Genomic DNA, 22,450 nt, shown 5'->3' with positions numbered 1-22,450 from the left:
CCGGTAGCCTGTCGCGACGTGCCTTCCGCGGTCGCGACAGCTCCGCCTCGCCCGTCTCACGTCGAGCCGGTGGAGATCGAGAAGCTCGCCGATTTCATCGGCGCGCGTGTACTTCGCGCCCCTGGTCACAGCGCTGCCGCAGCGCCGGTGACCGGGGCGACCCTGCGTGCTCAGCACGTTCGTCCCGGCGATCTGTTCGCCGCGCTGCCGGGCACTCGCGTGCACGGCGCCGACTTCGCCGAGCAAGCGCTGGATTCCGGCGCCGTCGCCGTGCTCACCGACCAGGCCGGGATCGAGCGGGTCACCCTCGCCGAGCACCCCGCCGTCCGCGAGGGCAAGGTCGCGCTGCTCGTGCACGACGATCCGCGCGGCGTGCTCGGCGCGGCCTCGGCGCTGATCTACGGCGATCCGTCGCAGAAGCTGAAGCTCCTCGGCGTGACCGGCACCTCCGGCAAGACCACCACGACCTACCTGCTGGAGTCCGCGCTGCAGGCCGCCGGGTTCGGCACCGGGCTGATCGGCACCGTCGAGACCCGCATCGCGGGCGACCGCCTCGACAGCGCGTTCACCACCCCCGAGGCGCCGGACCTGCAGGCGCTGCTGGCCGTGATGGTCGAGCACCGGGTGACGTACGTGCCGATGGAGGTCTCCAGCCACGCGCTGGCCATGGGCCGCGTCTCCGGCACCCGGTTCGCCGTCGGCGCGTTCACCAACCTCTCCCAGGACCACCTGGACTTCCACCGCGACCTCGAGGACTACTTCCAGGCCAAGGCGCTGCTGTTCGACGGCCGCGCCGAGCACGAGGTCGTCTGCATCGACACCGACTGGGGCAAGCGGCTGGTCAAGCCGGACACCATCACGGTGTCCACCGCCACGGACGCGTCCTGGTCCGCCACCGACGTGCAGGCGTTCCCCACCGGGGAGCAGACCTTCACCGCGCACGGCCCCGACGGCCTGGAACTGCACATCCGGCTGCGGCTGCCCGGCCCGTTCAACGTCGCCAACGCGCTGCTCGCGATCGGCGTCCTGCACGCCGCCGGCGTGCCCATCTGGGCCATCGAGCGCGGCCTCGCGGAGGTCGACGTGCCCGGCCGCATGGAGCGTGTCGCGCTCGGGCAGGACTTCACCGCCGTGGTGGACTACTCGCACAAGCCCGGCGCGGTCGCCGCGGTGCTCGACGCGGCCCGCGCGCAGGTCGACGGCAAGGTGATCGTCGTGCTCGGCTGCGGAGGCGACCGGGACGTCGCGAAGCGGCCGTTGATGGGCGAGGCGGCCGCCCGCCGGTCCGAGTTGCTGATCGTCACCGACGACAACCCGCGCAGCGAGGACCCGGCGGACATCCGGGCGGCCATGCTGGCCGGCGCGCAGGAGGTGCCCGCCGACCAGCGCGGGGACGTGATCGAGATCGGCGACCGGCGCGCGGCCATCGCCGCGGCGGTCGAGCGAGCCGAACCGGGCGACATCGTCGTCGTCGCGGGCAAGGGCCACGAGACAGGGCAGGAGGTGGCAGGCGTCGTGCACCCCTTTTCCGACCGGGAGGAACTCGCCGCAGCCCTGCGCCATAGGCTCGGGGACCCAGGAGATACCGATGTTCGTCGGGGGCAGGGCGACGAGGAGGCAAGTTGATCCGGCTCAGCCTCGCTGACATCGCGGAAGCGGTGGACGGCAGGCTTCATCGTGCGGAAGGCCCGGAGATCGTCAGCGCGGGTGTCGAGTTCGACTCCCGCAAGATCGAATCCGGCGGGTTGTTCGTGGCCGTGCCCGGGGAACGGGTCGACGGGCACGACTTCGCCGCGCAGGCGATCGCGGAGGGTGCGGCGGGCGTGCTCGCCGCGCGGGAGGTCGACGCCCCGGCGGTGATCGTGCCGCCGGTGGACGACGACAGGCTCGGCGCGCTGGCGCTGGCCGGCGACGTGGACGGTTCCGGTGCCGCGGTGCTGGCCGGGCTGGCGAAGCTGGCCCGCCACGTGGTCGACCGGCTGCCGCAGCTCACCGTGGTGGGCGTGACCGGCTCGTCGGGCAAGACGTCCACCAAGGACCTGATCGCGCAGCTGCTGGAGCCGATGGGCTCGACGGTCGCGCCGCCCGGCTCGTTCAACAACGAGCTCGGCCACCCGTGGACCGTGCTGCGCGCCGACGAGAGCACCCGGCACCTGGTGCTGGAGCTGTCCGCGCGCGGCGTCGGGCACATCGCGCACCTCTGCGAGGTGGCGCCGCCGCGCATCGGCGCGGTGCTCAACGTCGGCCACGCGCACCTCGGCGAGTTCGGCTCGCAGGAGGCGGTGGCGCAGGCCAAGGGCGAACTGGTCGAGGCGCTGCCCGCGGACGGCGTGGCGGTGCTCAACGCCGATGATCCGCTTGTCGCGGCGATGGCCGAGCGCACGAAGGCCCGCGTCGTGTTCGTCGGCGAGCATCCCGACGCGCACGTGCGCGCCGTGGACGTCGACGTCGACGAGCTGGCGCGACCGACGTTCACGCTGGTCACCGCGCAGGGCGAGGCCCGGGTGACGCTGCCGCTGTTCGGCGAGCACCACGTGGGCAACGCGCTGACCGCGGCCGCCGTGGCGCTGGAGCTCGGCGCGACCGTCGAGGAGGTGGCCGAGCGGCTCGGCTCGGTGCGCCGGGTGTCCGCGCGGCGCATGGAGGTCAGCGAGGCGCCGGGCGGCATCACGGTCGTCAACGACGCCTACAACGCCAACCCGGAGTCGGTCCGGGCGGCGCTGAAGACGCTGGCCGCGATGACCCGCGGGCGTCCGGGCCGGGCCTGGGCGGTGCTGGGACCGATGGCCGAGCTCGGCGAGTCGGATGCCGAAGCGCATGACGAGATCGGGCGGCTGGCCGTCCGGCTGAACATCGACCGGCTGGTGGTGGTCGGCGAGCAGGCCCAGGTGATGCACCAGGCGGCATCGCTGGAGGGGTCGTGGGGAGAGGAGTCGGTTCTGGTGCCGGACGTCGAGGCGGCCGTCGCGCTGCTGCGCGCCGAGCTGCGTTCCGGTGATGTGGTGCTGACCAAGGCATCGAATTCCGCCGGGCTGTGGCGGGTCGCCGAGGCCCTGCTGACCGAAGGGGATGCGGGGAGGCAGCAGCCGTGAAGCCGATCCTCGTGGCGGCCGCCGTGTCGCTCGTCGTTTCGATCCTGTTCACGCCCTACCTGATCCGGGTGTTCTCCAAGCAGGGCTTCGGCCAGGAGATCCGGGAAGAGGTGCAGAGCCAGCACGCCGCCAAGCGCGGCACCCCGACCATGGGTGGCGTGGCGATCCTGGTGGCCATGTGGGTCGGCTACCTGGTGAGCCACTTGATGGGCGGCGACCCGATGACCGCGTCCGGGCTGCTGGTGCTGGGCCTGACCACGGCGCTGGGCATCGTCGGGTTCCTGGACGACTTCATCAAGATCCGCAAGCAGCGCAACCTCGGGTTGAACAAGACCGCGAAGCTGGTCGGCCAGCTGATCGCCTCGGTGCTGTTCGCGATCCTGGCGATCCGGTTCGCCAACCAGAACGGCGTCACCCCGGCGTCGGTGGAGCTGTCGTTCCTGCGCGACATCACGGTGATCTCGTTCGGCGCGATCGGGTTCGTGATCTTCGCCTACGTCGCGATCAGCGGCTGGTCGAACGCCGTCAACTTCACCGACGGCATGGACGGCCTGGCCGGTGGCACCGCGGCGATGGTGCTGGCCACCTACGTGCTGATCTCGTTCTGGCAGCTGCGCAACGACTGCTTCGCGCCGTCGGGGCCGATGCCGGGCTGCTACACGGTGCGGGACCCGCTGGACATCGCGGTGGTCGCCGCGGCGGCGATGGCGGCCTGCGTCGGGTTCCTGTGGTGGAACGCCGCGCCCGCGAAGATCTTCATGGGCGACACCGGTTCGCTGGCGCTGGGCGGCCTGCTGGCCGGGCTGTCCATGGTCACCCGCACCGAGCTGCTGATGATCGTCATCGGCGGCGTGTTCGTGGTCGAGGCGCTTTCGGTGGTGCTGCAGATCGTGGTGTTCCGCAGCACCCGGCGACGGCTGTTCCGGATGGCGCCGTTCCACCACCACTTCGAGCTCGCCGGGTGGGCGGAAACCACGGTGATCATCCGGTTCTGGGTGCTGGCCGGGATCAGCTGCATGTTCGGCGTCGGCCTGTTCTACGCGGACTGGCTCGAGAAGGCCATGATCCTCAAGTGACTGTGCGGAGGTCGTGAGTGCGCAACCGGGTGCCAGCCCGGTTGCGCACTCACGACCACGCTGCGAGACGCGTTAGGGAGGCGAACCGGTGGCAGGGCGGTTCGAGGGGCGGAACGTGCTGGTGGCCGGTGCCGGGGTATCCGGCCGATCGGCCGCCGAGGCGCTGCTGGCGGCGGGTGCGGCGGTCACCGTCACCGACGCCTCCGCCGACCGGCTGGTCGCGCTGGCGTCGCTGCAGGCGCAGGGCGCGGAACTGGTCGCCGGGCTGGTCGAGCCGCCCGCGGGTACCGACCTGGTCGTCACCAGCCCCGGCTGGCGGCCGGACGCGCCGCTGCTGGCGGCGGCCGTGGCGGCCGGCGTCGAGGTGATCGGAGAGGTCGAGCTGGCCTGGCGGCTGGACCAGGAGAAGGACGTGCCGGCCAGGTGGCTGGCGGTCACCGGCACCAACGGCAAGACGACGACGGTCAGCATGCTGGAGTCGATCCTGCGGGCCGCCGACGTCGACGTGGTGGCCTGCGGGAACGTCGGGTTGCCGGTGGTCGACGCGGTTCGCGCCGGGCACGAGGTGCTCGCCGTGGAGCTGTCCAGCTTCCAGCTGCACTGGTCGGACTCCGTCGCGGCGTTCGCCGCCGTCGTCCTCAACCTCGCCGCCGACCACCTGGACTGGCACGGTTCCCTCGCCGCCTACGGCGACGCCAAGGCGAAGGTGTACGCAGGCAACTCCGTCGCCGTCGCCAACGCCGACGACGAGTGGTCGACCCGGCTGTCCGCCGCTGCCGCGGCGGGCGCCCGGCGGGTCTCCTTCACCCTGGGCGCCCCGGCGGAGGGGCAGCTGGGTGTCGAGGGCGGTTCGCTGGTGGACCGGGCCTTCGGCGACGGCGTGGTGCTCGCGGAGCTCGCGGACGTGCATCCGGCGGGCCCGCACAACGTGGCGAACGCGCTGGCCGCGGCGGCGCTGGCGCGGGCCTACGGCGCCGGCCCGGCGGCGGTGGCCGACGGGCTGCGGGCGTTCCAGCCGGGCGCGCACCGGTCGGTGGTCGTCGCGGCGGCCGCCGGTGTGTCCTATGTGGACGATTCCAAGGCGACGAACCCGCACGCGGCGGACGCGGCGCTGCGCGCGCACCCCCAGGTGGTGTGGATCGCGGGCGGGCTGCTGAAGGGCGCCGAGGTCGACGAACTGGTCGCGGCCAACGCCGACCGGCTGACCGCCGTGGTGCTCATCGGCCGCGATCGGGGCCGGTTCGCCGCCGCGCTGGCCCGACACGCGCCGGATGTGCCGGTCCGCGAGGTCGCCGCAGGGGACGATGCGGGCATGCTGGAAGCTGTTCGCGCGGCCGACGAGTTCGCGCGTCCGGGCTCGGTGGTCCTGCTCGCCCCGGCCGCCGCGTCGATGGACATGTTCACCGACTACGCCCACCGGGGCCGGGCTTTCGCCGACGCGGTGCGCGCGGTGCTGGCCGACGCCCCGGCGGCGCACGGCGGGTGATCCGCCGTGACCACGATGACCAAACCCGCGGCCGCTCGCAGCCCGAAGAAGCGCGCCACCCGGAGCGTGCTGTCCCCGCTGACCGCTTGGCTGACCCGGCCGCTGGCGTCGTTCCACCTGCTGCTGGCCGTCTTCGGCCTGCTGACGATCTTCGGCCTGGTGATGGTGCTCTCGGCCTCCAGCGTCGACTCGTTCAACAAGGACGGCTCGTCCTACAGCGTGTTCAGCAAGCAGGTGTTGTACTGCCTCGCCGGGCTGCTGGTGTTCTACGCCGCGATGCGGGCGCCGGTGCGGCTGATGCGCCGGTACAGCCTGATCCTGCTGACGGTCTGCCTCGGGCTGCTGGTGGCGGTGCTGACGCCGCTGGGCACCAAGCTGAACGGGGCGCAGAGCTGGTTCATGGTCGCCGGCGTGTCCTTCCAGCCGGTCGAGTTCGCCAAGATTTCCTTCGCGCTGTGGGGCGCGCACGTGCTCGTCACCAAGCGCGGCCTGATGACGCAGTACCGGCACCTGCTGGTGCCGGTGGTGCCTGCGGCGCTGCTGATGTTCGCGCTGGTCATGATGCAGCCCGACCTCGGTTCCACGATCACGCTGTTCATCGTGCTGCTGGCGCTGCTGTGGTTCGCCGGTGCACCGCTGCGGCTGTTCCTGGTGATGCTGCTGGGCGCGGTGACCGCGGGCGTGGTGCTGGCGATGGTCGCCGACTACCGGATGGCGCGGCTGACCAGCTTCCTGGATCCGCTCGCCGACCCGGCCGGCAACGGCTACCAGGCCTCGCAGGCGCTGTTCGCGCTGGCCGACGGCGGGCTGTTCGGCCGCGGGCTGGGGCAGGGCTGGTCGAAGTGGCAGTACCTGCCCAACGTGCACAACGACTTCATCTTCGCGGTGATCGGTGAGGAGCTCGGGTTCGTCGGCTGCGCGATGGTGCTGGTGCTCTTCGGCACCACCGCTTACGTGGGCATGCGCATCGCGTTCCGCAACACCGACCCGTTCATCCGGCTGGTTTCGGCGACGTTGACGATGTGGCTGGTGGGGCAGGCGATCATCAACGTCGGCTACGTGGTGGGCCTGCTGCCCACCACCGGGTTGCCGCTGCCGCTGATCTCCTCGGGCGGATCGTCTGTGGTCACGACGATGCTGGTGTTCGGCCTGCTGGCGAACTTCGCCCGGCACGAACCCGAGGCGATCGCCGCGCTACGGTCTTTGGGACCGGGTCGGGTAGGCAAGCTGCTGCGGCTGCCCACCCCGGCGCCGTACCGGCCACCGGCGAAGCGGCGGCCGGCACGACCGACCCCACGAAGCCGGCCCGGCGCGAAGAGCTCCGGGGCGGCGGCAACTCGCCGGGGAAGCGGGGACACGCGCGCGCGTGGTACGCGCAGCGGACCCGGATCCCGGGCGCAGACACGAGGAGGACACCGTTGAGCGGGGAGCAGACGGTCCGCATCGACCAGGGTGCTGTGGCCGACCCGCGGGGCGCCGCCATGGGCAGGCGGCCGCTGTCGGTGGTGGTCGCCGGCGGCGGCACCGCCGGGCACATCGAGCCCGCGCTGGCGCTGGCCGACGCGGTGCGCCGGCTGCGGCCGGACGCCCGGGTGACCGCGCTGGGCACCGAGCGGGGCCTGGAGAACCGGCTGGTGCCGGCCCGCGGCTACCCGCTGGAGCTCATCCCGCCGGTGCCGATGCCGCGCAAGCCCAACGTCGACCTGCTGAAGCTGCCGCTGAAGGTGCGGGAATCGGTGAAGCAGACCCGCGAGGTGCTGGAGCGCGTCGGCGCGGACGTGGTGATCGGCTTCGGCGGCTACGTGTCGCTGCCCGCCTACCTGGCCGCGCGCGGACGGGTGCCGATCGTGGTGCACGAGGCGAACGCGCGCGCGGGGCTGGCGAACAAGGTCGGCGCGAAGTTCGCGGAACGCGTGCTGTCGGCGACCCCGGACAGCGGCCTGGCCGGGGCGCAGACCATCGGCATCCCGCTGCGCGAGTCGATCACGCAGCTGGACCGCCTGCGCCTGCGGATGCAGGCCCGCCAGCACTTCGGGCTGCACCCGCACGCCCCGACGATCCTGGTGTTCGGCGGCTCGCAGGGCGCCCGCACCCTGAACACCGCGTTCTCCGGCGCGGCGGAAGCGCTGGGGCGCGCCGGGATCGGCGTGCTGCACGCGCACGGCCCGAAGAACACCATCGCGGTGCAGCAGGTTCCGGGCGCGCCCGCGTACACGGCGGTGCCCTACCTGGAGCGGATGGACCTGGCGTACGCGGCGGCGGACCTGGTGGTATGCCGGTCCGGGGCGATGACCGTCGCCGAGGTCTCGGCCGTCGGGCTGCCCGCGGTGTTCGTGCCGCTGCCGCACGGCAACGGCGAGCAGGCGCTCAACGCGCAGCCGGTGGTCGCCGCGGGCGGCGCGCGGCTGGTGGCGGACGCGGACCTGACCACGCAGCGCGTCATCGACGAGGTGCTGCCGCTGGCGCTCGACGCCCAGCGGCTGCAGGAGATGAGCCGGGCGACGCTGGGCAGCGGCCACAGAGAGGCGGACCGGGTGCTCGCGCAGATCGTGCTGGAGGTGGCCGGACAGTGACCGGACCATCCCCCTCGAACTTCAACACCGTGGACCTTTCGGACCTGGAAGCCGTGCTGGCCCGGGTGCACCTGGTCGGCATCGGCGGCGCCGGGATGAGCGGCATCGCCCGCATCCTGCTGGCCCGCGGGCAGGAGGTGTCCGGCTCGGACGCCCGCGACTCGCGCACGGTGCTGGCGCTGCGCGCCCAGGGCGCGCACATCGGCATCGGCCACCGGGCCGAGAACCTGGACCAGTTCGACGCGGACCCGACGGCGGTCGTGGTGTCCACGGCGATCAAGCAGGACAACGCGGAGCTGGTCGAGGCGCAGCGCCGGGGAGTCACGGTGCTGCGCCGCGCCGAGGCGCTGGCCGCGCTGATGGCCGGGCACCGGGTGGCGTGCGTGGCAGGCACCCACGGCAAGACGTCGACGACGTCGATGCTGACCGTGGCCCTGCAGCACTGCCGCTTCGACCCGTCCTTCGCCATCGGCGGCGACCTCAACGAGTCGGGCGCGAACGCGCACCACGGCGACGGCAGCATCTTCGTCGCCGAGGCGGATGAGAGCGACGGCTCGTTCCTGGTGTTCGCGCCGTCGGTCGCGGTGGTGACCAACGTCGAACCGGACCACCTGGACCACCACGGCACCGCCGAGGCCTACATCTCGGTCTTCGACGAGTTCGTGCGGCGGATCGAGCCGGGCGGCGTGCTGATCGCCTGCGCCGACGACGCGGGCTCGGCCGCGCTGGCCGACAAGGCGGCGGCGCTCGGGATCCGCGTGCGGCGCTACGGGAAGTCGGTGACCGGCGAGGGCGACGCCCGGCTGGTCGGCTACCGGGCCGAACACGGCTCCGGGGTGGCGACCGTGGAGCTCGGCGGCGAGCGCGTGGACGTGCAGGTGGCGGTGCCGGGCGAGCACATGGCGGGCAACGCGGTCGCCGCGCTGCTGGCCGGGCTGGAGCTCGGTGCGCCGCTCGGCGGCCTGCTCGACGGGCTCGCCGCGTTCGGCGGCGTCCGGCGCCGCTTCGAGTTCAAGGGCCGCGCCGACGGCGTCCGCGTCTACGACGACTACGCCCACCACCCCACCGAGGTCGACGCACAGCTGCGCGCGGCGCGGCCGGTGGTCGGCGACGGCCGGCTGATCGTGGTGTTCCAGCCGCACCTGTTCTCCCGCACGGCGGCGTTCGCCGGCGAGTTCGCGACGGCGCTGGGCCTGGCAGACGAGGTCGTCGTGCTGGACGTCTACGGCGCGCGGGAAGACCCGCAGCCCGGCGTCACCGGCAAGCTGATCGCCGACGAAGTGCCGCTGTCGCAGGGGAAGGTGCACTACGAACCGTCGTTCACGGCGGCGGCGCCGCTGGTCGCGGGCCTGGTCCGGCCGGGCGACCTGGTGCTGACGATGGGGGCCGGCGACGTGACGATGCTCGGCCCGGAGATCCTCCGCGAGATCGACCGCGACACCGCGGAGGACCAGGGGTGAGCCCGACGCGCCGCCGTGCGACGGAACGTCCCGGGATGCGCAGCACCCGGGGTCGTCCGGTGCGGGGCGGCGCGACGGCGCCGCCGAAGTGGCGGCGCTGGGCGTTCCCCGCGGTGCTGGCCGCGGTGACCGCGATAGCGCTCGTGCTGTACTTCACGCCGCTGCTGGGCGTCCGGTCGGTGCAGGTCGTCGGCAACGCGACGCTGGGCCAGGACCAGGTGGTGCAGGCGGCGGGCATCGAGCTGGGCACGCCGATGCTGCAGGTCGACGTCGACCAGATCCACGAGCGCCTGCAGGTGGTGCCGAAGATCGCGGCGGTGCAGGTGTCGCTGAGCTGGCCGTCGACGGTGCAGGTCCAGGTGACGGAGCGGGTGCCGGTGGCGTTCCTGGTGGCCCGCAACGGGATTCAGCTCGTCGACGCCGGAGGTGTGCCGTTCGAGGCGGTTCCGGACCGCCCGGCCGACCTGCCGGAGCTCCGGGTGCGCGAGGCGTCCCAGAACGACGCGGCGACCCGAGCGGCGATGACGGTGCTGATGGCCCTCTCGCAGCCGGTGCGCGCGGACGTGACGGCGGTGATCGCGGAGAACCCGAACGACATCCGCCTGACGCTCAAGGGCGACCGCGAGGTCCACTGGGGAACGCTGGAGGAAACCCCGAGGAAGGCGGCGATCCTCCTGCCGCTGCTGACCCGCCCGGGCGACGTCTACGACGTGACGACCCCGGCGCTGCCGACGGTGGCCTGACGCGCCGCTTTCGGCGGCGATCCTCCTGCCGCTGCTGACCCGCCCGGGCGACGTCTACGACGTGACGACCCCGGCGGTGGCCTGAGCGGAGTTCAGGTGTCGTTGGCGGCGTGGTCGATGAAGCGGGTCAGCAGGGTGTGCAGGCGGTGCTGGTCGGATTCGGACAGGGGCGCCAGCAGTTCGCTCATGGTCTGCGCCGCTATCCGGGTGACTTCGGCGAGGCGGGCGCGGCCTTCGCCGGTGAGGTGGACGGCGTACCGGCGGCGGTCGTGCTCGTCCTTGCGGCGGTTGACCAGGTCCTGCCGTTCCAGCTCGTCGAGCACGTAGACCATCGAGGACTTGTCCATCTGCAGCTGGCCCACCAGCGCGCTCTGCGGGGTCGGGCCCGCCTCGGCGAGGTGGCCGAGCACGGCGAAGTGGCGCAGGTCGAGCCGGTGCGCGCGCAGGGCGCGGTTGGTCGCGGCGCGGGCGTAGCGGTGGGCCAGGTACAGGTCGCCGCCGATCAGCAGCTCGAGATGTTCGCCGGGCTTGTCCACGTGCACATTATGCCCGATGACAAATCATCTGAATTCAGATAATCTCTGTTCGGTGGACATCATCGTGGTAGGAGCGGGCCTCGCGGGGCCCCTGCTCGCTCAGGGTCTGGTCCGAGCCGGCTTGCGCGTCGCGGTCTACGAGCGGGAAGCCGCCGTCGACCAGCGCAGTCAGGGCTACCGCATCCACGTCGGGCAGGAGGGCGATCTCGCCTTGCGCGCCTGCCTGCCGCCCGAGCTCTACGAGCGGGCGGTGGCGACTTCGGGCGTGCTCGGGTCTGGGGTGTCCTTCCTCGACCCGCAGCTGCAGGTCGTCCACCGCCTGGAGGTTCCGCCGGACTCCGACGACGCCGCGGGGCAGCACCTGGTGGTCGACCGGGTCACCCTCCGCCAGATCCTCCTGACCGGCCTGGACGTGCGCCACGGCTCGCCGTTCGAGCGCTACGAGCTGCTCGACGACGGGCGGGTGCGGGTGTTCTTCGCCGGCGGCGAGGTCGCCGACGCGGACCTGCTGGTGGCGGCGGACGGAACGCACTCGCGGATCCGGGCCCAGCTGCTGCCCGACGCCGAGATCGTCGAGACCGGCCAGTTCCTGATCTACGGGAAGACGCCGTTGACGCCGCGGGTGCGGGAGCTGGCGCCTGCCGGCGCGCTGGACGGGTTCTCCATCGTGAACGGGCCGGACGGCCGGTACATGCCGTTGGCCGCCTTCGAGTCCCGCACCGGTGCCGGCGTCGAGGACTACCTGATGTGGGTCGTCGGTGCCCCCGGCTCGCTCCGGTCGGCCGTGGAGTCCGCTGTGGACGGGCGCGAGTTGCAGGAGGCGGCGGCCGAGCTGATCGCGGACTGGCCCGCCGCGCTCGGCGAGCTCGTCCGGCTCGGCGATCCGCGGAGCGTGCACTCGACGACGGTCCGGACCGCGGAACCCGTGCCGCCCTGGCGGACCGTCGCGGTCACGGTGATGGGCGACGCCATCCACACCATGGTCCCGACCGGGAACAGCGCGGCCGTCGCGATGCGCGATGCGGCCTTGCTCTGCCGCCGCATCGTCGAGCTGCGCGGATCCCTGCTCGACGCGGTTCGCGAGTACGAGGCGGAGATGCTCGACTACGGCTTCGCCGCCGTGGCGCAGTCGCTGCGCGGTGCCTGATCGCGCCGGGTGTGCGGGACGCTGCTCAAGATCGTCTTCGTCACGCTAACGTGTGGTCGTGTTCAGGGTTAGTGGCGACGCACCGGAGTCGGTCTTCTCGGGACAGGCTCAGCGGACCAGGCGGCTGCACTCGGTTCGCGCGGTGCCGGCCCGCCCCGCGCCGCCGGTGGACATCGCCGAGGCCGAGGAGTTCCTGCGGCTCTTCCACGCCGAGAACCGGGATTCCGGGTCGCTGCAGCAACGGCTGGACCGGATGCGGTACGAGGTCGAGACCGTCGGCAGCTACCGGCACACCCCGCAGGAGCTGACCTTCGGCGCGCAGGTGGCGTGGCGCAACAACGCCCGCTGCATCGGGCGGCTGTACTGGCGGAGCCTGAAGGTGCGGGACCTGCGCGACGTGCACGACGTGTCCGCCGTCGCGGCGCACTGCGTGCAACACCTGCGGATGGCCACCAACAACGGCAAGATCCGCCCGGTGATCAGCGTGTTCCCGCCGGAGATCCCGCAGCGCCCGGCGCCGCGGATCTGGAACGAGCAGCTGATCCGCTACGCCGGCTACCGGCGTCAGGACGGCTCGGTGCTGGGCGATCCGCGGTACGTGCGCTTCACCGACGCGCTGATCGGCTTCGGCTGGCGCCCGCCGGCCCAGCGCTCCGCGTTCGACGTGCTGCCGCTGGTGGTGGAGACCGCCGAGGAGGGGCCGCACATGTTCGCCCTGCCCGCGGAGCTGGTCAAGGAGGTCCCGCTGAGCCACCCCGAGCTGCCCTGGTTCGCCGAGCTCGGGCTGCGCTGGCACGCCGTCCCGGTGATCAGCAACATGCGGCTGCGCATCGGCGGGGTGTCGTACCCGGCGGCGCCGTTCAACGGCTGGTACATGGGCACCGAGATCGGCGCCCGGAACTTCGGCGACACCGACCGCTACGACCTCGTCCCGGTGGTGGCCGAGAAGCTCGGGCTGGACACCTCGCGCGAGGACACGCTGTGGCGGGATCGCGCGCTGGTGGAGCTCAACCGCGCGGTGCTGCACTCCTACCAGCAGGCCGGGGTGACCATCACGGACCACCACACCGAGTCGAAGCGCTTCCTGACGCACCTGGCCAAGGAGGAGGCGGCGGGTCGCAAGTGCCCGGTGGACTGGTCCTGGATCGTGCCGCCGATGTCGGGCTCGCAGACCCCGGTGTTCCACCGCTACTACGACGAAGACCCGCAGCGCCCGGACTTCCTCCTCGACGACGACGCGACCCGCCGGGCCCTCGAAGGCGGCCCACCCCGCTTCGCCCCGGGCCCGCGCCGGTAGGGCCTGAGGATCAGGCGGCGGGCCAGGGCGTCGCCCAGGGCTCGGGTTCCAGGTCGAGGGCGTTGCACACGTCCTGGGGTCCCGCAATTTCAATGGAAATCAGAGGTTCGATTTCCATTGAAATTGCGGTCCACCGGAGCCTTGATCACTCGGGCGGGGGGCGGGGGGCGGGGGGCGAGCCGACCGGCGGGTCCGCCACGAATGGCGCATTGACTCACTCGGTGGGTGATCAATAGCGTCAGCAATCGTTTTCTGGGGTGGTGTGGCTTACCGGGGGTGATCGGCGTGGCTCGTCCGGAGGGGAACGTGAGCCGCCGCGGGTTCCTGCGCGGCGTCGGCGCCGCCGCTCTCGCCGCTCCCGCGCTGGTCGGCTGCGCCCCGGCGCGCAATCCCCGCGAGATCACCTTCTGGAACTTCCTGGGGCCCGGCGGCGAACCGAAGGCGCGCAGCGACTGGGTCGTGCGGCTGGCCGCCGAGTGGAACGCCACCCACGACGTCAAGGTCCGGCTGCGCTACGTGCCGACCAAGGACTACACCTCCGGACCGACGCTGCAGACCTCGTTCAGCGCGGGCGCCGGGCCGGACGTCTTCATGCTCAGCCCCGGCGATTTCCTGCGCTACTACAACGGCGGCGTGCTCGCCGACCTCACCCCGCACCTGGATCCCGCGGTGCGGGCCGATTTCCTGCCGCAGGTCCTGCAGACCCGGCTGGTCGACGACCGCGTCTACGGCCTGCCGATGGAGATGGAGCCGCTCGCGCTCTACTACGGCGAGGAGGCCTTCGAGCAGGCCGGGCTCTCCGAGGGTGACCTGCCGCGCACCTGGGACGACCTGATCGCGGTGGCGGAGCGGCTGACCACGCCCGACCGCTTCGGGATGCTGTTCGAGACGAATCCCGGCTACTACCAGAACTTCACCTGGTACCAGTCGATGTGGATGGCCGGCGGCGAGGTGTTCGCGCCCGACCAGCGCCGGTCCGCCTTCGACGGACCGGGCGTGCACGCCGCCCTGCGGTTCTGGCAGGACACCGTGCGGGCCGGGGTCGCGCCGCGCCGGGTGCGGGGCGCGGGCGCCAACGACACGATCTCCAACATCGCCGACGGGTACTGCGCGATGCAGCAGCTCGGGATCTGGGGCATCGCCGAAATCGCCGAGCAGGCACCGGATTTCCGCTACGGCGTCACGCCCATGCCCGCTCCGCCCGGCGGCACCTACACCACCTCGCTGGGCAGCTGGGCGCTGGTCGCCAACGCCAAGGGCGCCAACCCGGAGGCCGCGGCCGAGTTCGTGGTGTGGGCGCTGGGTTCCGCCGATCCGGCGTGCATCGAGCGGATGCGGCTGTGGAACACCGTCGCCAAGACGAACCTGCCGCCCCGCTACTCGGTGCAGCGCGCCGCCGAGGAGCACGGCGCGTTCGAGCACGGACCGATGCGGGTGTTCGCCGAGCAGGTGATGGCCGAGGCGCGGCCCGAGCCGAGGTATCCGCCGGAGGTCTACCGGGCGGTCTCCGACGCGTTGCAGGCCTGCCACCTCGACGGCGCGGATCCGGTCGAGGCCGCCGGCGCCGCCGCCGAGCAGATCGACACGTTCCTGTCCACCTACGACGGAGCGCCGATCCATTGAGCACCCGACGAAGCGGAGACCGCAGAGCCGACGCCGCAGCGGCGTTCGCCTTCCTCGCCCCGGACGGGATCGGGCTGCTGCTGTTCGTCGCGATCCCCACGGCCCTGGCGCTGGTGGTGGGCCTGTTCGACGTCGACGGCTTCGGCAACGTCGCCTGGGCCGGGCTGGACAACTTCCGGCTGATGGCCGGGGACGGCCTGCTGTGGCGCAGCTTCGGCATCACCGCCACCTACGCGGTGCTGTTCGTGCCGCTGGCGTTCGCCGCCGCGCTCGGGCTCGCGCTGCTGGTCAAGGACCACTTCCCGGGCGTCGGGATGGTGCGCGCCGCGCTGTTCCTGCCGAACGCGGTGAGCCTCGTGGTCATCGGCCTGCTGTGGCAGTTCCTGCTCGCCGACAAGACCGGCGCGGTCAGCCGGCTGACCGGCCTGGACGGCGTTTCCTGGCTCGGTGACCCGAATCTGGCGCTGATCACCCTGGTGCTGATCAGCGTGTGGTTCCTGATGGGCTACCAGATGCTCATCTTCCTCGGCGGCCTGCAGGACATCCCGCGCGAGCTGTACGACGCGGCCGTCATCGACGGCAGCGGCCCGTGGCAGCGGTTCCGCCACGTGACCTGGCCGATGCTGCGCCCGACGAGCTTCTTCGTGCTGGTCACCTCGACGATCAACGCGGTCACCGGCATGCAGGTGTTCGACCTGGTCTTCGTCACCACCTCCGGCGGCCCGGCCAACGCCACCACGACCGTCGTCTACTACGCCTACCAGCAGGCCTTCCAGTTCGGCCGGTTCGGCTACGCGGCGGCGATCTGCGCGCTGCTCGTGCTCGCCCTCGGCGCTGTCACCGGCGCCATGTTCGCCCTGACGAGGGGAGGTCGTTTCGATGCGTAGGACCTCCGGCAGGGCGGTGCTCGCCTACCTGGTCGCGCTGGTGACCGTCGCGCCGCTGCTCTGGTTGCTGCTCAGCGCCTTCCGCCCGGAATCGCAGCTGTACGACCTCGGCTGGCCCCGCGAGCTGACACTGTCCAATGTGGCCTACGTGCTGACCGAGGTGCCGTTCCTGCGCTACCTCGCGAACAGCGCGCTCGTGGCCGTCTCGGTCACCGTGATCGCGCTGTTCCTGCACTCGATGGCGGCCTACGCGCTGGCCCGGTTGTCCTTCCGGGGCAGGGGATTCGCGTTCGCCTCGGTGGTGGCGACGCTGCTGATCTCGCTGCCGGTGATCCTGGTGCCGCTGTTCATCGTGGTCCGCGGGCTGGGCATGGTCGACACCTACGCGGGACTGATCGTGCCGGGCCTGTTCAACGCGTTCGGCATCTTCCTGCTCCGCCAGTTCTACCTCGGCGTGCCGCGGGAGCTGGAGGAGGCGGCGCACCTCGACGGCTGCGGCCACTGGCGGATCTACTGGCACGTCGTCCTGCCGCTGAGCCGCCCGATGCTGGCGGCGCTGGCGGTGCTGTTCTTCCTGGCCAACTGGAACTCGTTCCTGTGGCCGCTGGCGGTGGCGCAGGACGAGTCGCTGCGGGTGGTCCAGGTCGGGATCGCGTCCCTGCAAGGCCAGTACGCCTCGAAGCAGCACTACGTGCTGGCGGCGGCGATGCTCGCGGCGCTGCCGACGATCCTCGTCTTCCTCCTCGGCCAGCGGTGGCTGGTCGCCTCCCTCAAGACCTCCGGCCTCCGCTGACCAGGTGGCGGTTTCGCACGAAACCGGCGATCAGCCGTTGGCCTCCAGCTGGTTGGCCGCGCGGATCAGGCCGTCGAACAGGTCGCGGAGCACGACCAGCCACGTGACGGCGTCGGAGAGCGCCTTGCCGAGCGCCTCCATCAGCTGCCCGGCGATGCGCACCACCTGCGCGATCTTGCTGGTCGCCTGGGCGACCACCAGCGGCGCCGCGGCGCCGAGCGTGCAGGCCAGCTCGATGGCCCAGCTCACCAGGGCGCCGGCGATGCCCGACAGCAGGTCGCGGACCGCGGTGCGCACGCCGTTGACGACTTCGGCCATCCCCAGCGTCAGGCCCGCGATCGCGTGTGCGCCGCCGGCGGCGTCCTGGCACAGCCCGGCCAGCGTCCCGGCCTGCCTGCGGTAGGCGTCGGACGCCCTGCCCTGCCAGAACCCGGCGGTGTTCGCGGCCGCGGTCCGGTACTGGTCGCTGACCTTGGTCATCTCCTCCTCGACGTTGGTCCAGGAGGCGGCGTAGCCCTTGACCATGTCGGGGTTCCCGGACAGCGCGTGCAGCGCGGCCCTGGCCGGCTCGATGTGTTCGAGCATCCAGGAGAACAGCTGCCCGGCGACGTAGGCGATCGGGTCCATGGCGGCGCCGACCACGTCCAGCGTGCCGGCCGCCAGGCCGCTGACCGCGATCTTCCAGTCGCCCTTGTCGATGCCCTCGGCGATCGCCCACCCGGCCTCGAAGGCGGTGATCCCGGTCATCGCACCGGCCCCGGAATCCTGGCTCGGGGCGCCCGTGTTCTCCAGCGGATTGGCGTCCTGGAGGTAGTTGTTGCGGACGTCGGCGCTGTCCTCGATCAGCGGGTTGTCCGGCGATTCGTCGATCCCGAGCGACATCAGCGGCCTCCCCGGGTGATCGACCGGGCATCGTCGAGCAGCTTGGTGAACGCGTCGGCGGCCCGCCGGTCGGCGTCCTCGATCGCCTTGGCCGACTCGTCGAGGTCCCGGTTCATCCGGTGCAGCTGCTCGGCGGCGATCCGCAGGAACCGGGTGCCCGTCGCCTGCGGTGCCTTGAGCATCATGGCGAACGGCTGGCAGAACAGGCCGTAGGCGTCGTCGAGCCGGGTGAGCTGGGCGCCGGCCCCGGCCGCGGTGTCGGCGCTGCCGGCCAGCCCGTCGACCTCACCGGCGTGCGAGCGGACCCGCTCCACGTCCATCGAGAATCCGTCTGTCATCGGTGCTCCTCACCGCAGGAAGGACTGGTCGCCCCAGTCCTCGTCGTCGGCGTGCTTCGGCGGCTCGGCGGAGTCCGCTTCCGCCGCCGGGAACCGGGATTGGTACTGGGCGATGCGGTTGAGCGCCGGCGCGTCGTCGCCGGGCACGGTGGCCCGCACGAGCTCGGTCACCTCGGCGCGCAGCTGAGCCTGGGCCTGGTGCAGGCAGGTCATCAGCCGTTCGGAGAGCGTGCCCGGGTCCATGCCGCGGGCCTGCTCGTTGAGCCGGAGTTCGGTGGGGACCCCGTTGGAATCGACGGTCACCGCGACCGCGCCGTCCGGAGAACCGGCCCGCGCGGTCGTGGCGTCCATCTGGCGCTGCAGGTCGGTGTACTGCCGGGCACGCTGTTCGAGCCCCTGCGCCCACTTCTCCAGTTCCTCCGCCGCCTTCAGCGGGTCCTGGTTGATCACTCGTTCCTCCGGTCCGGTTCGGTCGTCGACGCCAGGACGTTAACCGGAGAAAACGGGCGCAAAGGGGGCATCCTGATGGAAAATGATCGGCGAGATCCTTCATATTTGCGCTTTTCGCCACTCGGCGACGCGCCGCTCAATCAGGAGTCGTGCGGATCGCATCCGCCGGGCTGTCGGTGCGGTGGCGTAGTTTGCCCGGAGTGCGTGCGTCGCGGTTGGTTTCGTTGCTGTGCTTGTTGCAGGTGCGGGAGGTCATGACCGGACCGGAGCTCGCCCGCGAGCTGGAGGTCTCCGAACGGACGGTGGCCCGCGACGTGCTCGCGCTGGCGGCGGCCGGGGTGCCGGTGTACGCGGAGCGCGGGCGGACCGGCGGATACCGGCTGCTCGGCGGCTACCGGGCGAAGCTCAACGGGCTCCACCAGGCCGAAGCGGAGGCGCTGTTCCTCGCCGGCGTGCCGGGCCCGGCGAGCGACATGGGCCTCGGCGAGGCCGTCGCCGCCGCGAGGCTGAAGGCGTCGGCCGCGCTGGCGCCGCCGTTCCGCGATGCGCCGCAACGGGTGGGGCAGCGGTTCCACCTCGACGCGCCCCGCTGGTTCCGCGAGGCCGAAACCCCGGCGGTGCTGCCGGAACTGAGCCGGGCGGTGTGGCGCGACCGCAAGGTCGTCGCCCGCTACCGGCGCGGCGACGAGGAGGTGCGGCGCGAGCTGGAGCCGTACGGGCTCGTGCTCAAGGCGGGCGTCTGGTACCTGGCGGCCCGCAGCGGCCGGCGGTTCCTGACCTACCGGGTCGACCGCTTCCGCGAGGTGGAGGTCGTCGGCGACGAGTTCGCCCGCGACGAGACCTTCGACCTCCCGGCCTTCTGGGAGGAGAAGTCCGACGAGTTCTCCCGCTCCCTGCTGACCGAACGCGTCGAGATCCGGATCAGCCCGGCGGGCCTGCGGAAACTGCACGCGACGACCGACGGCGCCGCGGCCCGCGAAGCGGAAGCGGCCGCGGGCGAACCCGACGCGCAAGGCTGGGTGACCACCACGTTCCCGGTGGAATCCCTGGAAGTGGCCTACGACCAGATCCTCGCGCTGGGCCCGGAAGCGGAGGTCCTGATCCCACCGGACCTCCGCACCCGCCTGGCCGACGCGGCCACCCGCTTCGCCGCCCTCTACGACCTGGGCTGACGCCCCGGCGATCAGCGGTAGTCGGCCGGGCTACCGGGGTTGCCGGGCCATTCGACCTCGAGGATGTAGCGCCAGGCGTCCGGCTGGGAGCCGTCCGCGTCCGTGAAGCCGTAGACCTTCGCGAGATGGCCGCTGGACAGCGACTCCTTGTTCCAGCGGGCCACCTCCGGGTCCGTCGCCAGCGCGACCACCGCGCGGCCGACGAACTGCGGCGACTCGGAGATGCCGAAACCCTCCGGCGCCGTCGTGGACTCCCGCCAGTTCTCCTCGGTCACGCCGAAGAGTTCGAGCATCATCTCCGACCGCAGCCAGCCCGGCGTCAGCGAAACCGCCGTGCCGCCGTGCTTCTCCAGTTCCTCGCCCTGCGCCCGGGCGAGGCGATGCGCGGCGACCTTGACGACGTCGAAGAACGCGCCGCCCTCGCTGCGGTAGTACTGGTCGTGGACCTCCGCGGTGCCGTCGGTGAGCTCCACGACCAGCCCGCCCGGGCGCTTGCTCAGCAGCGCCAATGCGAAATGGCTGGTGATCATGTGCGCCTCGATGCCGACCCGCAGCCGCTGCAGGCCCTTCGTCAGGTCCTGCTCCCAGATCGGCTTGTGCCAGTGCATCAGGTTCTCGCCGCCGAGGTCGTTGATCAGGATGTCCAGCCTGCCCTGCTCCGCCTCGATCCGCCGGACCAGCTCGCGGACCTGGTCAGGGTCGGTGTGGTCGACCTGGACCGCGATGCCGTTGCCGCCGGCCCGGGTCACCAGCTCGGCAGTGTCCTCAATGGTCTCCGGCCGGTCGTAGTCCGAGCGCTGCGCCCGGGTGCTGCGCCCGGTCCCGTAGACCGTCGCGCCGGCCGCCCCCAGCTCCACCGCGATGCCGCGGCCCGCACCGCGGGTCGCCCCGGCCACCAGCGCGACCTTGCCGTGCAGTTGTCCACTCATGTCTGCGATTCCTCCTTCTCCGAACGGTTCGGAAGCGAACCTGCCAGCGAATCCGGACACCTGCGGTCAGGATTCCCCGCCGGGTTCCGGATCGCCCCTCGCAGCTCCGCCACTCGAAAGGAGTTCACGCACCTGCTCTTCTGCCTGCCTCGACCGGGTGAGCGGTACTCGGGGTACGGTATTGGTGGTGATCACGTCCGCGACGCGATCACCACCAAGGGGAGGAACAAGACTGGGCTCGCTGCGGCGGACGGACCCGCCGGGCGGCGGTGAAAGCGGTCGGGACGGAAGCGACAAGGTGCGCGGCACAACACACCTGCTGAAACTCCCGGCGTGGCTGCTGGACGCGGGGGCGGTTGCTTGCCTACCGTCCGGACCGGGCACTGGAACGGCCGAAGCTCGCATCCCGCACCGAAAGCGACCGGGGGAACCCGCGTCGGCGACGACCGGTACCGCGGCCGCCCCGGCGGTCGACGCAGAGAGCACAGAGCCACGATCAGGAAGGCGGATCCGATGACGCCCCCGCACAACTATCTCGCGGTGATCAAGGTCGTCGGCATCGGCGGCGGCGGCGTCAACGCCGTGAACCGCATGATCGAGGTCGGGCTCAAAGGTGTCGAGTTCATCGCGGTGAACACCGACGCCCAGGCCCTGCTGATGTCGGATGCCGACGTGAAGCTCGACATCGGCCGCGAGCTGACCCGCGGCCTCGGAGCCGGTGCGGCTCCGGAGGTCGGCCACAAGGCCGCCGAAGACCACAAGGAAGAGATCGAAGAGGTCCTCAAGGGCGCCGACATGGTGTTCGTGACCGCCGGCGAGGGCGGCGGCACCGGCACCGGCGGCGCGCCCGTCGTGGCGTCGATCGCGCGCAAGCTCGGCGCGCTGACCATCGGCGTGGTCACCCGGCCGTTCTCCTTCGAGGGCAAGCGCCGCGCGGCCCAGGCCGAACAGGGCATCAAGGAGCTGCGCGACTGCTGCGACACGCTCATCGTCATCCCGAACGACCGACTGCTGCAGCTCGGCGACATCGGGGTGAGCCTGATGGACGCCTTCCGGTCCGCGGACGAGGTGCTGCTCTCGGGTGTCCAGGGCATCACCGACCTGATCACCACCCCGGGTCTGATCAACCTCGACTTCGCCGACGTCAAGAGCGTCATGTCCGGCGCGGGCAGCGCGCTGATGGGCATCGGCTCGGCACGCGGCGAGGGCCGGGCGGTGCAGGCCGCGCAGAAGGCGATCAACTCGCCGCTGCTCGAGGCGTCCATGGAGGGCGCGCACGGAGTGCTGCTGGCGATAGCGGGCGGTTCCGACCTCGGGCTGTTCGAGATCAACGAGTCGGCGTCGCTGGTGCAGGAATCCGCGCACCCCGAGGCCAACATCATCTTCGGTACGGTCATCGACGACTCGCTCGGCGACGAGGTGCGGGTGACCGTGATCGCGGCCGGGTTCGACTCCGGCACGCCCACCCACAAGAAGCTCGAACCGACGAAGGTCGGCGCGCGCACCGAGGAGCCCGAGCCCGCTCCAGTCCCGGAGAAGCCCGCGCCGCAACCGGTGGCGAGCGAGCCCGCGCCGCCGCAGCCCGCGCCGCAGGCGCCGCAGCAGCAGTCGATGCCGGCGCCGCAGCCCGCGCCGCCGGTACAGCCCACCCCGCCGCAGCCCGCTCCGCAGGCGGAACAGCCGACGGCCCAGCCGGTTCCGGCGCAGCCGGAGCCCGCACCGGAACCGCAGCAGCGGCCGAACCTCGGCCAGCGGTCCGGGCTGTTCGGCAGCGACGGCTCCTCGACCGGGCAGCAGAACGTCTCGGTGCCCACCCGCCCCACCGGCGGCTACCCGACGCACAGCGGTACCTCCGCCACGGGCCGCCCCGGTGCGATGTCCAACCGCGGCGTCCCGGTTACCGACGACACCGACGACGACGTCGACATACCGCCCTTCATGCGCCGCTAGCGCGGTGCCCGCACCG

At 72.0% G+C, this 22,450-nt stretch carries 20 protein-coding genes; 15 read left to right on the top strand and 5 right to left on the bottom strand.

All coding sequences use genetic code 11. From position 1 onward, the window contains the following. The first annotated feature begins 69 nt into the window (after nt 1-69). From AC07EQ_RS12440 to AC07EQ_RS12405, 8 genes are all read left to right on the top strand, one after another. A complete protein-coding gene (locus AC07EQ_RS12440) occupies nt 70-1,626 on the top strand; it encodes a UDP-N-acetylmuramoyl-L-alanyl-D-glutamate--2,6-diaminopimelate ligase (RefSeq protein ID WP_478388084.1) in 1,557 nt (518 codons plus the stop codon). Beyond that, nucleotides 1,623-3,092, top strand: coding sequence for a UDP-N-acetylmuramoyl-tripeptide--D-alanyl-D-alanine ligase (locus AC07EQ_RS12435; RefSeq protein ID WP_478388083.1), 1,470 nt, complete (start codon nt 1,623-1,625; stop codon nt 3,090-3,092). The genes AC07EQ_RS12440 and AC07EQ_RS12435 overlap by 4 nt, the downstream gene beginning before the upstream one ends. Further along, nucleotides 3,089-4,168, top strand: coding sequence for a phospho-N-acetylmuramoyl-pentapeptide-transferase (gene mraY / locus AC07EQ_RS12430; RefSeq protein ID WP_132485480.1), 1,080 nt, complete (start codon nt 3,089-3,091; stop codon nt 4,166-4,168). The genes AC07EQ_RS12435 and mraY overlap by 4 nt, the downstream gene beginning before the upstream one ends. Before the next feature lie 88 nt (nt 4,169-4,256). Continuing rightward, nucleotides 4,257-5,654, top strand: a complete 1,398-nt coding sequence (gene murD / locus AC07EQ_RS12425) for a UDP-N-acetylmuramoyl-L-alanine--D-glutamate ligase (RefSeq protein ID WP_478388082.1) — start codon at nt 4,257-4,259, stop codon at nt 5,652-5,654. Nucleotides 5,655-5,660: 6 nt separating this feature from the next. Further along, nucleotides 5,661-7,076 carry a putative lipid II flippase FtsW gene (gene ftsW / locus AC07EQ_RS12420; protein ID WP_478388081.1) on the top strand — a complete coding sequence of 472 codons (1,416 nt, stop codon included), beginning with the start codon at nt 5,661-5,663 and terminating at the stop codon, nt 7,074-7,076. A 59-nt stretch (nt 7,077-7,135) separates the two neighbouring features. Next, complete coding sequence (gene murG, locus AC07EQ_RS12415) at nt 7,136-8,227, top strand: undecaprenyldiphospho-muramoylpentapeptide beta-N-acetylglucosaminyltransferase (RefSeq protein ID WP_478388252.1); 1,092 nt, start codon at nt 7,136-7,138, stop codon at nt 8,225-8,227. Nucleotides 8,228-8,322: 95 nt separating this feature from the next. Next, entirely contained in the window at nt 8,323-9,687 is a 1,365-nt protein-coding gene (gene murC / locus AC07EQ_RS12410) for a UDP-N-acetylmuramate--L-alanine ligase (RefSeq protein WP_478388251.1), read from the top strand. Between the two features lie 35 nt (nt 9,688-9,722). Continuing rightward, nucleotides 9,723-10,430 (top strand): cell division protein FtsQ/DivIB, encoded by a 708-nt coding sequence (locus AC07EQ_RS12405; protein ID WP_478388080.1) that lies wholly within the window; start codon nt 9,723-9,725, stop codon nt 10,428-10,430. A 92-nt stretch (nt 10,431-10,522) separates the two neighbouring features. Here AC07EQ_RS12405 and AC07EQ_RS12400 read toward each other — a convergent pair whose 3' ends face one another. After that, nucleotides 10,523-10,966 carry a MarR family winged helix-turn-helix transcriptional regulator gene (locus AC07EQ_RS12400; RefSeq protein ID WP_478388079.1) on the bottom strand — a complete coding sequence of 148 codons (444 nt, stop codon included), beginning with the start codon at nt 10,964-10,966 and terminating at the stop codon, nt 10,523-10,525. A gap of 52 nt (nt 10,967-11,018) precedes the next feature. On the opposite strand from AC07EQ_RS12400, the gene AC07EQ_RS12395 reads away from it, so the two are divergent. From AC07EQ_RS12395 to AC07EQ_RS12375, 5 genes are all read left to right on the top strand, one after another. Then, nucleotides 11,019-12,113: an FAD-dependent oxidoreductase gene (locus AC07EQ_RS12395; RefSeq protein ID WP_478388078.1), complete on the top strand. Its 1,095-nt coding sequence runs from the start codon at nt 11,019-11,021 to the stop codon at nt 12,111-12,113. A gap of 58 nt (nt 12,114-12,171) precedes the next feature. Then, nucleotides 12,172-13,410: a nitric oxide synthase oxygenase gene (locus AC07EQ_RS12390; protein ID WP_478388077.1), complete on the top strand. Its 1,239-nt coding sequence runs from the start codon at nt 12,172-12,174 to the stop codon at nt 13,408-13,410. A gap of 306 nt (nt 13,411-13,716) precedes the next feature. Next, nucleotides 13,717-15,033, top strand: a complete 1,317-nt coding sequence (locus AC07EQ_RS12385) for an ABC transporter substrate-binding protein (protein ID WP_478388076.1) — start codon at nt 13,717-13,719, stop codon at nt 15,031-15,033. Further along, nucleotides 15,030-15,920: a carbohydrate ABC transporter permease gene (locus AC07EQ_RS12380; protein ID WP_478388075.1), complete on the top strand. Its 891-nt coding sequence runs from the start codon at nt 15,030-15,032 to the stop codon at nt 15,918-15,920. The genes AC07EQ_RS12385 and AC07EQ_RS12380 overlap by 4 nt, the downstream gene beginning before the upstream one ends. After that, the gene (locus tag AC07EQ_RS12375; protein ID WP_132485494.1) at nt 15,913-16,713 is read left to right on the top strand and encodes a carbohydrate ABC transporter permease; all 801 of its coding nucleotides are present in this window, start codon (nt 15,913-15,915) and stop codon (nt 16,711-16,713) included. The genes AC07EQ_RS12380 and AC07EQ_RS12375 overlap by 8 nt, the downstream gene beginning before the upstream one ends. 30 nt (nt 16,714-16,743) lie before the next feature. Here the strand turns inward: AC07EQ_RS12375 and AC07EQ_RS12370 are convergent, their stop codons facing one another. From AC07EQ_RS12370 to AC07EQ_RS12360, 3 genes are read right to left on the bottom strand one after another with little or no spacing between them, the layout of a single operon-like run. Beyond that, nucleotides 16,744-17,595 (bottom strand): EspA/EspE family type VII secretion system effector, encoded by an 852-nt coding sequence (locus AC07EQ_RS12370; RefSeq protein ID WP_478388074.1) that lies wholly within the window; start codon nt 17,593-17,595, stop codon nt 16,744-16,746. Next, nucleotides 17,595-17,933 carry a type VII secretion target gene (locus AC07EQ_RS12365; RefSeq protein WP_478388073.1) on the bottom strand — a complete coding sequence of 113 codons (339 nt, stop codon included), beginning with the start codon at nt 17,931-17,933 and terminating at the stop codon, nt 17,595-17,597. Before AC07EQ_RS12365 ends, AC07EQ_RS12370 begins: the two co-directional genes overlap by 1 nt. Nucleotides 17,934-17,942: 9 nt before the next feature. After that, the gene (locus tag AC07EQ_RS12360; protein ID WP_478388072.1) at nt 17,943-18,383 is read right to left on the bottom strand and encodes a YbaB/EbfC family nucleoid-associated protein; all 441 of its coding nucleotides are present in this window, start codon (nt 18,381-18,383) and stop codon (nt 17,943-17,945) included. A 149-nt stretch (nt 18,384-18,532) separates the two neighbouring features. Here AC07EQ_RS12360 and AC07EQ_RS12355 point away from each other — a divergent pair, with 149 nt between their 5' ends. After that, nucleotides 18,533-19,555: a helix-turn-helix transcriptional regulator gene (locus AC07EQ_RS12355; protein ID WP_478388071.1), complete on the top strand. Its 1,023-nt coding sequence runs from the start codon at nt 18,533-18,535 to the stop codon at nt 19,553-19,555. 11 nt (nt 19,556-19,566) lie between these two features. Here the strand turns inward: AC07EQ_RS12355 and AC07EQ_RS12350 are convergent, their stop codons facing one another. Then, nucleotides 19,567-20,484 carry an SDR family oxidoreductase gene (locus tag AC07EQ_RS12350; RefSeq protein WP_478388070.1) on the bottom strand — a complete coding sequence of 306 codons (918 nt, stop codon included), beginning with the start codon at nt 20,482-20,484 and terminating at the stop codon, nt 19,567-19,569. Between the two features lie 513 nt (nt 20,485-20,997). Here AC07EQ_RS12350 and ftsZ point away from each other — a divergent pair. Continuing rightward, nucleotides 20,998-22,434: a cell division protein FtsZ gene (ftsZ, locus tag AC07EQ_RS12345; RefSeq protein WP_478388069.1), complete on the top strand. Its 1,437-nt coding sequence runs from the start codon at nt 20,998-21,000 to the stop codon at nt 22,432-22,434. Nucleotides 22,435-22,450: the final 16 nt, after the last annotated feature.

The sequence above is a fragment of the Saccharopolyspora sp. NPDC045839 genome (assembly GCF_056431645.1).
The sequence above is the reverse complement of the archived record's forward strand: the minus strand, read 5'-3'. Positions and strand labels throughout refer to the sequence as shown.